This is a genomic window from Nocardiopsis sp. NPDC049922 (assembly GCF_040660275.1).
Classification (GTDB): Bacteria; Actinomycetota; Actinomycetes; order Streptosporangiales; family Streptosporangiaceae; genus Nocardiopsis.
Genome location: NZ_JBFAME010000007.1, coordinates 101,432 through 115,861, shown reverse-complemented (window position 1 = coordinate 115,861; position 14,430 = coordinate 101,432). Strand labels below are relative to the sequence as shown.

General features: G+C 70.9%; 11 protein-coding genes. 5 read left to right on the top strand and 6 right to left on the bottom strand.

Annotated features, from left to right (window positions below; genetic code table 11):
- The first annotated feature begins 205 nt into the window (after positions 1–205).
- On the top strand, positions 206–826 hold the full coding sequence (locus AB0I72_RS15155; RefSeq protein WP_358567952.1) for a hypothetical protein: 621 nt from the start codon (positions 206–208) through the stop codon (positions 824–826).
- Between the two features lie 96 nt (positions 827–922).
- On the opposite strand, the gene AB0I72_RS15150 is transcribed toward AB0I72_RS15155, so the two are convergent.
- Positions 923–2,539 (bottom strand): AMP-binding protein, encoded by a 1,617-nt coding sequence (locus AB0I72_RS15150; RefSeq protein ID WP_358567949.1) that lies wholly within the window; start codon positions 2,537–2,539, stop codon positions 923–925.
- A 136-nt stretch (positions 2,540–2,675) separates the two neighbouring features.
- On the opposite strand from AB0I72_RS15150, the gene AB0I72_RS15145 reads away from it, so the two are divergent.
- A complete protein-coding gene (locus AB0I72_RS15145; RefSeq protein WP_358567946.1) occupies positions 2,676–3,686 on the top strand; it encodes an acyltransferase domain-containing protein in 1,011 nt (336 codons plus the stop codon).
- Between the two features lie 82 nt (positions 3,687–3,768).
- Here AB0I72_RS15145 and AB0I72_RS15140 read toward each other — a convergent pair whose 3' ends face one another.
- The 5 genes from AB0I72_RS15140 to urtA all read right to left on the bottom strand — a co-directional run bounded on the left by AB0I72_RS15140 (position 3,769) and on the right by urtA (position 8,507).
- The gene (locus tag AB0I72_RS15140; RefSeq protein ID WP_358567943.1) at positions 3,769–4,473 is read right to left on the bottom strand and encodes an ATP-binding cassette domain-containing protein; all 705 of its coding nucleotides are present in this window, start codon (positions 4,471–4,473) and stop codon (positions 3,769–3,771) included.
- On the bottom strand, positions 4,470–5,210 hold the full coding sequence (urtD, locus tag AB0I72_RS15135; protein ID WP_358567940.1) for an urea ABC transporter ATP-binding protein UrtD: 741 nt from the start codon (positions 5,208–5,210) through the stop codon (positions 4,470–4,472). The genes AB0I72_RS15140 and urtD overlap by 4 nt, the downstream gene beginning before the upstream one ends.
- Complete coding sequence (gene urtC / locus AB0I72_RS15130) at positions 5,207–6,307, bottom strand: urea ABC transporter permease subunit UrtC (protein WP_358567937.1); 1,101 nt, start codon at positions 6,305–6,307, stop codon at positions 5,207–5,209. Before urtC ends, urtD begins: the two co-directional genes overlap by 4 nt.
- Positions 6,304–7,188: an urea ABC transporter permease subunit UrtB gene (gene urtB, locus AB0I72_RS15125; RefSeq protein WP_358567934.1), complete on the bottom strand. Its 885-nt coding sequence runs from the start codon at positions 7,186–7,188 to the stop codon at positions 6,304–6,306. The genes urtC and urtB overlap by 4 nt, the downstream gene beginning before the upstream one ends.
- A gap of 98 nt (positions 7,189–7,286) precedes the next feature.
- Positions 7,287–8,507 carry an urea ABC transporter substrate-binding protein gene (gene urtA / locus AB0I72_RS15120; RefSeq protein ID WP_358567931.1) on the bottom strand — a complete coding sequence of 407 codons (1,221 nt, stop codon included), beginning with the start codon at positions 8,505–8,507 and terminating at the stop codon, positions 7,287–7,289.
- Between the two features lie 1,025 nt (positions 8,508–9,532).
- Between urtA and AB0I72_RS15115 the strand changes: the two genes are divergently transcribed.
- The 3 genes from AB0I72_RS15115 (at position 9,533) to AB0I72_RS15105 (ending at position 14,402) form a co-directional block, all read left to right on the top strand.
- On the top strand, positions 9,533–11,884 hold the full coding sequence (locus AB0I72_RS15115) for a phosphoketolase family protein (protein WP_358567928.1): 2,352 nt from the start codon (positions 9,533–9,535) through the stop codon (positions 11,882–11,884).
- Positions 11,884–12,954 (top strand): acetate/propionate family kinase, encoded by a 1,071-nt coding sequence (locus AB0I72_RS15110; protein WP_358568461.1) that lies wholly within the window; start codon positions 11,884–11,886, stop codon positions 12,952–12,954. Before AB0I72_RS15115 ends, AB0I72_RS15110 begins: the two co-directional genes overlap by 1 nt.
- Positions 12,955–13,403: 449 nt before the next feature.
- Positions 13,404–14,402 carry a tyrosine-type recombinase/integrase gene (locus AB0I72_RS15105; RefSeq protein WP_358567925.1) on the top strand — a complete coding sequence of 333 codons (999 nt, stop codon included), beginning with the start codon at positions 13,404–13,406 and terminating at the stop codon, positions 14,400–14,402.
- The last annotated feature ends 28 nt before the right edge of the window (positions 14,403–14,430 follow it).

Here is a 14,430-nt window from a genome sequence, read left to right as displayed (position 1 = left end):
CGAGCGCGCCCTCGAACACCCCACCGGCCCCCAGACGTCCCCTCGTGTACACCGGCGGCTCTCGCACGGCACTTCCCGCGCGAGAGCCGCCGCCGCGCCGCGCCCCGACGACCACCGGGCCCCCGCCACACCCCATGCACCGAGAACCTCCCGCCCCACTCCAGCATCGCAGTGCATGCCCCCCCACAACCCCCCGGGAGACACCGTGACGAACAGGTCGACCACCGCAGTGACCGTCCTCGCCTGCGCCGCCGCACTCGCCGGATGCGCCGCGGACACCTCCGGATTCCGCCAGGGTCCGATCCCCGAGAACGATCCCAGCTCCTACGGCCTCACCGACCAAGCCCAGCTCGACCTGCCGCCCGAACCCGGATCGAACGCCCCGTTCGGCGAGAGCATCGCGTGGGAGGCACTGGTGGCGGTCTCGGAGTTCGCGGGAACGACCGACCCCGACGCCGCCTACGCCTGCCCCGCGATCACCGGCCAGGAGAGGGAGGTGACCTGCACGGTCACGTTCCTCGGAGACGACTACGACTACGTCGTCACCATCGACGACGCGTGGGAGCTCATGCCCGACGTGCTCGACCAGACGTGGATCCAGTACACCGCGGAACTGCCCGCGGGGCCGGTGGTGCGCGACGTCGTCGAGGACCACCTGCGCTGGTCGAAGCGGACCGAATACGTCCTGTGCGACCTGCCCGAGGTCGCGAGCGCCGAGGTCGGGGAGGAGCTGGGCACCTGCGAGACCGTCGACGAGGACGGATTCGGCACCACGGAGATGATCGTGACCGTCGGGGAGTACGGCTTCATGACCCAGCACGCGTGACGCGCACCGGACCCCGCTCCCGGCCGCCCCGAGGGGTGGACACGATCATCGACGCCGTGGCCGCCCCCCGGGGCCGTCACCGCTCTGCGGCCGGGATCAGCGCAGCCGCGCCCGCCGCATCTTGCCCGAGGCCGTGCGCGGCAGCTCCGCCACGAAGTCCACCGCTCTCGGCGCCGCGTGCGTCGCGTACCGCGTCCGCACCCACTCCTTGAGCTCCTCGGCCAGCTCCTCACCGGCCTCGAACCCCGGCGACAGGACCACCCGGGCGCCGATCACCTGCCCCGCCAACTCGTCGGGGATCGAGTACACCCCGCACTCCTCCACCGCCGCGTGCTCGTTCAGCACCGCCTCCACCTCGGTGGGGCCGATCCGGTACCCGTGCGACTGGATCGCGCCGTCGTCGCGCGTGGAGAAGAACAGCAGCCCCCTGCGGTCGACGATCCCCGTGTCACCCGTCAGGTAGTACGACCGGTCCGGCGTGAACCGGACCTGCGAGGCGCCCTCGTTCTCCAGGTACCCCCCGAACCACGCCAACGGGCTGTTGGCCAGATCGACCGCCACCCGACCGTAGGCGCCCACCGGCGCCGGCTCGTCGGAGATCGCCTCCAGGACACGCACGTCCCACCCGGGCAGCGCCGGGCCGATCGCTCCCGGAACGATCTCCTGCACCGGCTCGCCCGTGTCCCCGTTGGGCACGCCCACGCACCACCCCAGCTCGGTCTGCCCGTAGTGGTCGCGCACCGGCACCCCGAACGCGTCGGTCACCCACTCGATCACGTCGGGCGAGAGCGGTTCGCCGGCACTCGACAGCCGCTGGACCACCACGTCGGGCGGCAGCGTCTTGGTCGCCGCGCGCAGCGTGCGGTACGTGGTGGGGTCGGCGGCCAGGTTGGTCACCCCGAACACGCCCAGCACGTCGAGCGTGAGTTCGGGATCGAAGAACCCCGCGCGCAGGGCGAGCGAGTTGTGCCCGGCCAGCAGCGGCGAGATCACCCCGTGGTAGAGGCCGTAGGCGGTGCCGGGGGCGGCGGTGTTCCAGTACACGTCCTCGTCGTCCACCCCGAGGCCGTAGTGGTGGTGGGCGTGCATGGCCGACAGCGCGCGGACGGGCACCGGCACTCCCCGGGGCGGGCCGACCGGGCCGGAGACGAACAGCAGCGCGAGGGCGCCGTCGCCGCCGACGGCGGCGTCCGCGACGGGGGTGTGGGCGCGCTCGGTGAGGGAGTCGAGGGTGTGGTCGCCCTCGCGCAGGGGGTGGGCGCCGGTGGTGGCGACGCCCCAGCGGGGGGCGGCGGAGTCGGGGAGGGGGTCGAGTTTGGTGCGGTACTCGGCGTCGCACAGGACCAGGCGGGCCTGGGAGTGGGTGAGGCGTTCGGCGATGGCGGAGGGGGCGAAGGAGGGCAGGAGGGGGACGAGGACGGCGCCCAGGCGCCAGACGGCCAGTGCGGTGACGGTGAGGTCGATGCCCTTGGGGATGAGGGTGGCGACGTGGTCGCCGGTGGTGACGCCGAGGTCGGCGAGGCCCGCGGCGAGGGCGCGGGAGCGGTCGGCGAGTTCGCCGAAGGTGAGGGTGGTGGCTTCGAGGGTGGGTCCGATCTCGGTGGTGGCCACGGTGTCGGGGTGGTGGCGGTCGCAGAGCAGGTGGGCCACGGAGGTGGTGGGTGTGTCGTGGGTGGCGATCCAGTCCTGTATGCGGTGCGCCGGGTCGGACATCGGTGGTCGTCCTCGTTTTCGGTGGTTTCGCTGAGTTCGTGGTCGTACGTCAACACTATGCCCCACTGTGAGCCCGGCCTCACTCGCGTCGGTTGTGGGAGGGCTTGGGGGGTGGGCGTTCCGGCAAGATGTGCGCATGGATAGCGCTGCTGTGGTGGAACGGTTCGGTCTGGGTTCGGACGTGCGGGTGTGGTTGGCGGAGGCCGAGCGGCTTCCCGACCCGGCGCGGGCGCTGGACGTGCCGGTGGGGGAGCGGGCCGCGCGGGTGTTGGACCTGTTCGCGTTGGATCCGGTGGATCGGGCCGAGGTGGCGGCGGTGTGGCCGGACGCGGGGTGGCCGCCGGAGTTGTGGCACCTGGTGGGGTGTATGTACCGGCGGTTGTGCGCGGATGTGGACCTGCCGCTGGACGGGTGGCGTGCGTGGCCGACGCTGGTCGGGGCGCGGGACGTCCGGGTGCGGATGGCGTCGCTGTGGGCGTTCGCGGCGATGGTGGAGGACCAGTTCGAGCGGCACGGGGCGCGGGGGATCGACCGTGCGGTGACGGCGCGGACGCTGGCGGACGTGGGTGTGCAGGTGGCGCGGTCGCGGCGGATGTTCGGCCGGTTGGGTCTGGAGACGTCGGCGTGGGTGGCGGCGCAGTTCCGGGGCCGGTTGTTCTGGGTGGGTGGGTTGCAGTTGGAGCCCGCGTTGTTGGGGGGTCAGGGCGCGGTGGAGTGGTATCCGGCGGGGGAGGCGGCCGCGTGGGGTGCGGGGATGGGTGTGGGGGATCCGGTGCTGCGGTTGCACATTCCCACGGGTGGGTTGGATCCGGTGGCGGTGGATGCGGCGTTGGCGGGGGCGCGGGCGTTCGCGCGGGCGCATCTGGGGATGGATCCGGTGGTGGCGACGTGTACGTCGTGGTTGTTGGATCCGTGGTGGGCCGAGGTGTTGGGGGAGGGGTCCAACATCGTGCGGTTCCAGCGGCGGTTCTCGTTGGTGGGTGGGGGGGTTCCGGGGGAGGGGGACGTGTTCCGGTTCGTGTTCGGGATGCCTGAGGTGGATGTGGCGGCGGCTCCGCGGGGGACGCGGTTGGAGCGTGCGGTGGTGGAGCGGTTGGAGTCGGGTGGGGCGTTGTGGGTGCGTACGGGGTGGGTGCGGTTGGTGTGAGTCGGTGTGGGTTGGGTGTCGTGGGGGTCTGCCGGTGGGTGGGCCCCTTCGTCGTGTGGGGCGGGGGTGGTTGTTGGGTGGGTCAGATGGCCATGAGGGCGTGGGCGTCGTCGCTGGTGAGGTCGGCGCGGTCGCCGGTGTGGACGATGTGGCCGGCGTCGAGGACGGTGACGGTGTCGGCGAGGCGGAGGGCGACGTCGAGGTACTGCTCGACGAGCAGGACGGTGGTTCCTTCGGCGGCGATGTCGGTGATGGCGGTTTCGATCTCCTCGACGATGTTGGGCTGGATGCCTTCGGTGGGTTCGTCGAGGAGGAGCAGGGTGGGGTTGGTGACGAGGGCGCGGGCGATGGCGAGTTGTTGGGCCTGGCCTCCGGAGAGGTTGCCGGCGCGGCGGTGGAGGAGGGGTTTGAGGCGGGGGAAGCGGTCGAGGGCGGCGTCGATGAGTTCGGGGCCGCCGCGTCGGGTGGCGGTGTGGGCGACGTGGAGGTTCTCGGCGACGGTGAGGGGTGCGAAGGTGTCGTGGCCTTGGGGTGCGTAGGCCATGCCGTTGTGGACGCGGGTGTGTGGGGGGTGGTGGGTGATGGGGGTGCTGTTGTGGGTGATGGTGCCGTGGGTGGGGGTGATGAGTCCGGCGATGGTGTTGAGGAGGGTGGTTTTGCCGACGCCGTTGCGGCCCATGACGCAGGCGATGGTGCCGGTGGTGATGGTGAGGTTGATGTCGAAGAGGACGCGGGCGCGGCCGTAGCCGGCGTGGAGTTGGTGGATGTGCAGGTGGGGGGTGGTCATGTGTGGGCTTTCTGTGGGGTGCGGCCGAGGTAGACCTGTTGGACCTGGGGGTCGTTCTGGACGGTGGTGAGGTCGCCGTGGGTGAGGACGCGGCCTTCGTGGAGGACGGTGACCTGGTGGGCGTGGCGGCGTAGGAAGTCCATGTCGTGTTCGATGACGACGATGGTGTGGTCGGCGGCGATCTCGGTGAGGAGGTGGCCGGTGCGGGTGCGTTCGTCGGTGCTCATTCCGGCGACGGGTTCGTCGAGGAGGAGTAGGCGGGGTTGTTGGGCCAGGAGCATGGCGATTTCGAGCCATTGGCGTTGGCCGTGGGAGAGGGTGGCGGCTTTGGCGTGGGGGGTGAGGCCGACGCGGTCGAGGATGCGGGTGACGTGGTCGGGGTGGGTGCGTGGGGCGCGGAGGAGTTGCCAGGGGCGTAGGCGGTGGGAGGCGGCGAGGTCGACGTTGTCGGCGACGGTGAGTTCCTCGAAGACGACGCTGGTCTGGAAGGTGCGGCCGATGCCGGTGCGGGCGATGTGGTGTTCGCTGCGTTTGTTGAGGGTGTGGCCGTTGAAGGTGATGGTGCCGTGGGTGGGGCGGGTGCGGCCGGTGATGGTGTCGATGAGGGTGGTTTTGCCTGCGCCGTTGGGGCCGATGAGGAAGCGGAGTTCGCCTTCCTCGATGGTGAGGTTGATGTCGTCGAGGGCGGTGAAGTCGCCGAAGGTGACGGTGAGGTCGGTGATGGTGAGCAGGCTCATGTGGGGCTCCCGGTGGTGGTGGGCTCCGGTGTGGGGGTGCGGGGTCGGGTGAGGGCGCCCCTGGCGTGGTGGGTGAGTCCGGCCAGGCCTTGGGGGGCGAGGGCGATGACGAGGACGAACAGGGCGCCTTGGAGGTAGGTCCAGCCGCCCGCGAAGGTTTCGGCGAAGGTGGTCTGGGCGGCGTTGACGAGGACGGCGCCGGTGGCGGCTCCGGCGAGGGAGTGGCGGCCGCCGAGGGCGACGGCGAGGACCATCATGATCGAGGGGATGACGCCGACGAGGGTGGGGGAGATGATGCCGAGGATGGGGACGAAGAGGGCTCCGGCGATGCCGGCGGTCATGGCGGACAGGGCGTAGGCGAGGGTTTTGGCCCAGGTGGGGTCGTAGCCGAGGTAGCGGACGCGGTCTTCGCCGTCGCGGATGGCGAGGAGGAGTTTGCCGTAGCGGCTGCGGGTGATGTGGCGGAGGAGTAGGTAGAGGGCGGCGAGGGTGAGGACGGTGAGGGTGTAGAGGGTGGTTTGGGCGGTGGGGGAGTAGAGGCTGTGTCCGGCGAAGACGGGGAAGTCGGTGAGGCCGTTGGAGCCGCCGGTGAGGTGTTGTTGTCCGATGAGGAGGATGACGAAGGCGGCGGCCAGGGCCTGGTTGAGGATGGCGAAGTAGGCGCCGCGGACGCGTTGGCGGAAGACGGACCATCCCAGGAGGGTGGCCAGGGCTCCGGGGACGAGGACGGCGGCGGCGATGGCCGCGGCGGGGTGGGTCAGGGCGGTCCAGAACCAGGGGAGTTCGGTGCGGCCGGACCAGACCATGAACTGGGGGAGTCGGTCGGGGGTGAGGGGGTCGGTGGCGGTGCGGGCGAGGGTGAGGTGGATGGCGATGGCGTAGCCGCCGAGGCCGAAGTAGACGCCGTGGCCGAGGGTGAGCATGCCGCCGCGGCCCCAGGCCAGGGCGATGCCGAGGGCGACGATGGCGTAGCACAGGTATTGGGCGAGGAGGTTGAGGCGGAAGGGTTCGAGGAGGTGGGGGAGGACGAGGATGGCGGCGGCGATGAGGGCGGTGAAGGTGAGGGGGCCGCGTAGGCGGGTGAGGGTGGTGGTCACGCGAGTGCCCTTGTCTTGGTGGTGAGGAGTCCTTGGGGGCGGGCTTGGAGGAGGGCGACGATGGTGGCGAAGACGATGAGTTTGGCCAGGGAGGCGTCGGTCCAGGCTTCGACGGTGGCGTTGAGCAGGCCCAGGGCGAGGGCGGCCAGGACGGTGCCGCGTAGGTGGCCGAGGCCGCCGATGACGACGACGAGGAACGCGTCGACGATGTAGTTGGTGCCCAGGGTGGGGCCGGTGGGGCCGGTGAGGGTGAGGGCCACGCCCGCGATGCCGGCGAGGCCGGAGCCGATGACGAAGGTGGTGGCGTCGACGCGGCGGGTGTTGATGCCGGAGACGGCGGCCAGGTCGCGGTTGTGCAGGACGGCGCGCATCTGTCGTCCTTGGCGGGAGTGGTGGAGGTGGTGGGTGAGGGCGGCCACGGCGATGACGGCCAGGGCGAGGATGAACAGGCGAGCGTGGTGCAGGCGGATGTCGCCGGGGAGGGTGATGCCTCCGGTGAGCCAGTCGGGTGTGGGGACGTCGACGTTGGGTGCGCCGAAGATGTCGCGGGCGGCCTGTTGGAGGATCATGCCGATGCCGAAGGTGAGCAGGAGGGTGTCGAGGGGGCGTCCGTAGAAGTGGCGGATGAGGCCGCGTTCGAGGAGCCAGCCGAGGGCGCCGGTGACGGCGAAGGCGGTGGGGAGGGCGAGGAGGAGGGCTGGGGTGGGGCCGAGCCAGGTGTTGAGGACGTAGGCGGTGTAGGCGCCGGTCATGATGAACTCGCCGTGCGCCATGTTGATGACGCCCATCTGGCCGAAGGTGAGGTTGAGGCCGAGGGCGGCCAGCAGGAGGACGGCGCCGATGGACAGGCCGACGGGGAGTTGGGTGAGCAGGGCGTCCACCGGGGCTCCTTTCGGGGGTGGTGGGGGCGGCCGGGAGGGTGCGGGTCCCGGCCGCCGGGGGAGGTGTCGCGTCGGGGCGCTCCCCGGGTGAGGGCGGGTCAGCCGGTGAGGTCGGCGGCCCAGTCGTACCCGGTCAGGTAGGGGTCGGGGGTGATGGGTTCGGGGGAGGCCCAGATCTCGTCGATGAGGCCGTCGGCGTTGATCTGGCCGATGCGCGCGGTCTTGATGACGTGTTGGGTGTCGCCGTCGAGGGTGATGGTGCCTTCGGGGGCCTGGACGGTGATGCCGTCGAGGGCGGCGCGGACGGCGTCGACCTCGAAGCTGTCCGCCTCCTCGACGGCGGCGCGCCACAGGTAGACGGCGTTGTAGGCGGACTGCATGGGGTCGGAGGTGACGCGGTCGGCGCCGTAGGTCTGGGTGAACGCCTCGACGAAGCCGGTGTTGGTGTCGGTGGTGTGGTAGTAGTTCCAGGCCGTGAGGTGTCCGGCGATGTTGTCGGCGCCGATGCCCTCGATCTCCTCCTCGGCGACGCTGACGCTCAGGACGGGGGTGTCCTGGGCGGTGACGCCGGCGGAGCGCAGCTGTTGGAAGAAGCTGACGTTGGAGTCGCCGTTGAGGGTGTTGAAGACGGCGTCGGGTTGGGTGCGGGCGATGTCGTTGGTGATGGTGGAGTACTCGGTGTGGCCGAGGGGGGTGTACTCCTCGGCGGTGATCTGCATGTCGTGGGCGTCGGCGTAGGCGTTGATGATCTGGTTGGCGGTGCGTGGGAAGACGTAGTCGCTGCCGACGAGGTAGAGGCTGGTGTGGCCCTGTTCGCGCAGGTAGTCCAGGGCGGGGATGATCTGCTGGTTGGTGGTGGCGCCGGTGTAGACGATGTTGGGGGAGGCTTCGAGGCCTTCGTACTGGACCGGGTACCAGAGCAGGCCGTTGTTGCGTTCGAAGACGGGGAGCATGGCCTTGCGGGAGGCGGAGGTCCAGCCGCCGAAGACGGTGGCGGCCTGGTCGGCCTGGAGGAGTTTTTGGGCGCGTTCGGCGAAGGTGGCCTCGTCGGAGGCGCCGTCCTCGATGACGGGTTCGATCTGGCGGCCCAGGACGCCGCCGTCGGCGTTGATCTCGTCGATGGCGAGTTGGACGGCGTCGCGGACGGTGACCTCGCTGATGGCCATGGTGCCGGACAGGGAGTGGAGCATGCCGACGGTGACGGTGTCGTCGTCGACGCCGGTGGGGTCGCCGTTGGCGCAGGCGGTGGTGGTCAGGAGCAGGGCGCAGGCGGCCGCGGTGAGGGTGGTGGGCAGGGCGCCCAGGCGTGTGCGTGCCACGCCACCTCCTTGGGGGTCGGTGTCGGGGGACACCTAGGAGGCTGGGGGCGGGGTGTTTCGCTGGGCGCGTTCGGTTGTTGCGTATACATGTCGGTATCCGGCGGGGTGTTAATTCGGGTGTGGGGTGGGGGCCGGGAATCGTTTACTTGACATAATGTGCATTATCGGTGATGCGGGATCCCTTGTGGGGTAGGGGTTTCGGGTGTGTTCGGTGGTGGGCGTCGACGGTGCGGGTGCCGCGCGGCGGCCTCTGGGCGGGGTCGTCGATCCGGGTGTGCGGGGTCGGTGCGATCGCGTCGGCGCGTCGGTCGTGGCCCGTGGAGGCGGCCGGTGGCGACCGGGCTGGGCGGCGGTGTGCGGGAGCCGCTCGCGCCTGGTGGCCTGTGGGCCGTGCCGGTGGACGGCGGGGTTTCGCCGGTGGGCGTGTGTGGATCCGCTGAGTCTGGCCGCGGGTGTCGGGGTGGGTGCGCTGGCCAGTGGTGCGGCCGGGTCACTGGCTGCTGTCGTGGCGTGGACGCGGGCTGGCTCCCCCCTGGTGCGGACGGCTCCGGTGCGGTGTCCGGCTGCGGGATCTGGGGGTGCGGTCGCAGGGCGTCCCCCGGCGGGTGGGGTTCCTCCCCTGTCGCCATGTTTGATGCATAAACGATGTTATGCATGCTTTTGTCATCTTTTGAAGTTGTATGCGTGGCTTGTGGTGGTGTGCTGGCCGGGGACCCCGCCGCGAGGACTGACCTCGCACGGTCCCCCGGGGCGTCTCCCCTGCGCGTGGGGGCCTCGGCGCTCCCCCTGTATGGCGCCGGGCCCCCACTCCCCCGGTTCGCCCCTGACCCGCCGACGACACGATCGCGAAGGGTTGTTGACCTTTTACTTAATGTGATGGTTCGGGCTCCTCCCCCGGCACGTCGTCTGGAGCTCCCCCACTCCCCCGACTACGGTGACCGGGACGGCGCCGCCTCCCTCTGACCGCCCCGGGCCGGGTCCCCTCCACCAACGCGACGGACGACGACTCCGGGAGGACCACGGCCATGGCCAGCATCGATGACGACGAACTCGCCCGTGTGGACGCCTACTGGCGCGCGGCGAACTACCTGTCGGTGGGCCAGATCTACCTGCTCGACAATCCGCTCCTGCGCGAGGAACTGCGGCCCGAGCACGTCAAACCCCGACTCCTGGGCCACTGGGGCACCACCCCCGGGCTGAACTTCTGCTACGCCCACCTGAACCGGGTGATCCGGGCCCGCGACCTGAACATGATGTACGTGCTGGGGCCCGGGCACGGCGGCCCCGCGGCCTTGGCCAACGCCTGGTTGGAGGGCACCTACAGCGAGGTGTACCCGCACGTGTCCCTGGACGGGGAGGGCATGCGGCGGCTCTTCCGGCAGTTCTCGTTTCCCGGCGGTGTGCCCAGCCACGTGGCGCCCGAGACCCCCGGGTCGATCCACGAGGGCGGTGAGCTGGGGTACTCGTTGGCGCACGCCCACGGCGCGGCCTTCGACAACCCCGACCTGGTGGTGGCGTGTGTGGTGGGCGACGGCGAGGCCGAGACGGGACCGCTGGCGGCCAGTTGGCGCGCGACCTCGTTCCTGGACCCGGAGCGCGACGGCGCGGTCCTGCCGATCCTGCACCTGAACGGGTACAAGATCGCCAATCCGACGGTGCTGGCACGGGTGCCCGAGGCGGAGCTGATCGCCTTCCTGGAGGGGGTGGGTTACCGTCCGCTGCTGGTGAGCGGTGACGATCCGGCGGTGATGCACCGGCGGATGGCGCGGGTGTTGGACGAGGCGCTGGACGCGATCGCCGACATCCAGCGCGCGGCGCGCGGTGCGGGTGTTCGGGAGCGGCCGGTGTGGCCGGTCGTCGTGCTGCGCTCCCCCAAGGGGTGGACCGGGCCCGTGGAGGTGGACGGGGTTCCGGTGGAGGGGACGTGGCGTTCCCACCAGGTGCCGTTGGGGCGGGTGCGTGAGGACGCCGAGCACCGGGGGTTGTTGGAGCGGTGGATGCGGTCGTACCGGCCGGAGGAGTTGTTCGACGGCGCGGGGGCGCCGGTGGGGGCGGTGCGGTCGGCGGCGCCCGGGGGTGGGCGGCGGATGAGCGGCAGCCCGCACGCGAACGGGGGGTTGTTGCTGCGGGATCTGGATCTGCCGGACTTTCGGGACTACGCGGTCGGCGTGGACGGGCACGGTGTGCGCACGTGTGAGGCCACCCGGGTGCTCGGGGGGTACCTGCGTGACGTGGTGCGGGCCAATCCGGACCGGTTCCGGTTGGTGGGGCCGGACGAGACGGCGTCGAACCGGTTGTCGGCGGTGTTCGAGGTCTCGGATCGGGTGTGGGAGGAGGAGGTGCTGTCGACCGATGAGCACCTGGGGCGGCACGGTCGGGTGATGGAGGTGCTCAGTGAGCATCTGTGCCAGGGGTGGTTGGAGGGGTATCTGCTGACGGGGCGGCACGGGTTGTTCGGGTGTTATGAGGCGTTCGTGCACATCGTGGATTCGATGTTCAACCAGCACGCGAAGTGGTTGAGGGTGTCGCGGCGGCTGCCGTGGCGGCGGCCGATCGCCTCGTTGAACTACCTGTTGACGTCGCATGTGTGGCGGCAGGACCACAACGGGTTCACGCACCAGGATCCGGGGTTCCTGGACGTGGTGTTGAACAAGCCCGCGGAGGTGGTGCGGGTGTATCTGCCGCCGGACGCGAACACGTTGTTGTCGGTGGTGGACCGCTGTCTGAGGTCGCGGGACCGCGTGAACGTGGTGGTGGCGGGGAAGCAGCCGGAGTTGGTGTACCTGTCGATGGACGAGGCGGTCGCGCACTGCGCGCGTGGGATCGGGATCTGGGAGTGGGCCGGTACCGAGGGTGGTGCCGATCCGGACGTGGTGTTGGCGTGTGCGGGGGACGTGCCGACGTTGGAGACGTTGGCGGCGGTGGATCTGCTGCGGGGGGAGTTTCCGTGGTTGCGTGTGCGGGTGGTGAACGTGGTGGATCTGGTGCGGTTGCTGCCGGAGGGCGAGCATCCGCGCGGGTTGCCGGACGCCGAGTACGACGCGTTGTTCACGGTCGACAAGCCGGTGATCTTCGCGTTCCACGGGTACCCGTGGTTGGTGCACCGGTTGACGTACCGGCGTCGGGGCCACGGGAACCTGCACGTGCGCGGGTACCGGGAGGAGGGCACGACGACGACGCCGTTCGACATGGTGATGCTCAACGATCTGGACCGGTACCACCTGGTGATGGACGTGATCGACCGGGTGGAGGGGTTGGCGGAGGGGGCCGCGCACGTGCGGCGGCGGATGGTGGACGCGCGGGCGCGGGATCGGGCGTACACGCGGGAGTTCGGTGAGGATCCGGCGTGGATCCGCGAGTGGACGTGGCCGTACTGATGCGGGTGCTGGTGGTGAACGCGGGGTCGAGCAGCCTGAAGTTGAGCGTGGTGGACGGTGAGGAGGTGGTGGAGGAGGTCGCGGTGCCCGCTGAGCGTGGTGTGTGGAGGCGGGGCGCGTTGGAGGAGGCGGTGGCGGGGTTGCCCGAGGCGGACGCGGTGGGGCATCGGGTGGTGCACGGTGGGCGGGAGTTCGTGGCGCCGGTGCGGTTGGACGCGGCGGTGGTGGAGCGGTTGCGGGGTTTGGTGGGGTTGGCGCCGTTGCATCAGGTCGCGTCGTTGGCGGGGATCGAGGCGGTGGGTCGGGTGTTGCCGGGGGTGGCGGCGGTGGCGTGTTTCGACACGGCCTTCCACGCGGGCTTGCCGGGGGTGGCGGCGACGTACGCGGTGCCGGAGCGGTGGCGGCGTGAGTGGGGGGTGCGTCGGTACGGGTTCCACGGGTTGTCGCACGCCTACGCGTCGCGTCGGGCGGTGGGGTGGACCGGTGGTGAGCGGGTGGTGGTGGCGCACCTGGGGTCGGGGGCGTCGTTGTCGGCGGTGCTGCGGGGGCGGTGTGTGGACACGACGATGGGGTTCACGCCGTTGGAGGGGCTGGTGATGGCGACGCGGTCGGGCAGCGTGGATCCGGGGTTGGTGGTGTGGTTGCAGGAGCATGCGGGGCTGTCGGTGCGGGAGGTGAGTGAGGCGTTGGAGGAGCGGTCGGGTTTGTTGGGGTTGGCGGGGACGGCGGATATGCGGGAGGTGGTGGGGCGGGGTGACGCTGAGGCGGAGTTGGCGTTGGGGGTGTACGTGCACCGGTTGCGTGCTGGGGTGGCGGCGATGGCGGCGGCGATGGGTGGGGTGGACACGTTGGTGTTCACCGGTGGTGTGGGTGAGAACTCGGCGCAGGTGCGGTGGCGGGCGGCTCTGGGGTTGGGGTTTGTGGGTGTGCGGGTGGATCCGGTGGTGAACGCGGGTGTGCGGGGTGAGGGTGAGGTGAGTGCGGCGGGTGCGTCGGTGCGGTCGTTGGTGGTGCGGGCGCGTGAGGACGTGGAGATCGCGCGTGGGGTGCGTGCGGTGTTGGGTGGTTGAGGGGCGCCCGGGCTCCTGCGCGGTGGTGTGACGTCGTTGGCCCTGTCGGCGCGCGGGCGGCGCACCGCTGATCGTCGGGTTGTCTGGTGGGACGCCGTCCTGGGCGGTGGCGGTGTCCTCGCGTCCTCTCCCCCTGGCGGGCCGCCCCGACGCTGTGTTCGTGGGTGCGCTGGCTGGTGGTGTGCGGTCGGGGCGGTGTCGCGGGTGGGGCCCTCCCCCGGTGTGGTGACGTCGCGGTCCCCGTGATCGGTGTGGGTGCGGCTCTTCACGTGGGCGGGCTCCCCGTCCGGTGCCGCGGCGGTGTTCGATCGCTGCTGTCTGACCGCCGTGGTGGCCCCCCGCTCCCCCGCTGGCCTGGTTCGGGTGCGGTGCTGAGTGGTGTTCGATCGTGTTCGATTCCGGGTGGGTTCCGGGTGTGGGTGTGGTGCGCGGTCGGGGATGCTGTGTGCATGAGCGGTGAACTGGCGGGGCTGGGGGCCCTGGAGGCGGTGGAGCGGTACCTGGTGGCGCGGCGGGCGGCCAAGCCGTCTCCGCACACGGTGGCGGCCTACCGGCGTGACCTGCGTGGGGTGTTGGGGTGTGTGGCGCGGGCGCGTGGGTGCGGGTTGGACGAGGTGGGGTTGGCCGAGTTGGACGCGGGGGTGTTGCGGGGGGCGTTCGCGGAGTTCGCCGGGGAGCGTGCGGCCTCCAGTGTGGTGCGGGCGTGGTCGACGTGGAACGGGTTCTTCGGGTTCTGGGTCTCGGAGCGGGTGGTGGCGGGCAATCCGATGTCGGCGGTGCCGCGGCCTCGGGTGCGGCCGTCGGGTCCCAAGCCGTTGATGGGTGAGGACACGCCGGAGCGGTTGTTGGAGGCGTTGGCGCGGGGGGCGCGTCGGGCGAGGGATCCGTGGCCGGAGCGGGATCTGGCGGTGTTGGCGTTGGCGTTGCTGACGGGGATGCGGTCGGCGGAGATGTTGGCGCTGCGGGTGGAGTCGGTGGGGGGCCGTGCGGGTGAGCGGCGGATCCGGGTGGTGGGCAAGGGCGGTGGTGAGCGGGTGTTGCCGATCGAGGCGCCGTTGGAGGCCTTGTTGGAGGCGTATCTGGTGTCGCGGCGTGGGCGGTTCGGGGTGGAGGTTCGGGGGGCGGATCCGTTGTTGGTGGACAACCGGGGGCAGGGGTTGCGGCGGGGTGGGCTGCAGTATCTGGTGCGGCAGTGTTATCGGCACGCGGGGGTGCATGACCGGGTGGCGCGGGGGACGTTGGTGCACGCGTTGCGGCACACGTTCGCGACGCGGTTGGCGGAGGACGGGGCGTCGGTGAGTGAGATCATGCACCTGTTGGGGCATGCGTCGGTGGCGTCGTCGCAGGCCTATATCGAGGTGACGGCGCGGGCGCAGCGGGAGGCCGCGGGGTCGAACCGGACGTATGGGGTGGTGCGTCGGTTGGTGGGTGAGCGTGGGGACGGGTGAGGTCGGGGGTGGCTACTCTGTGGCCTGT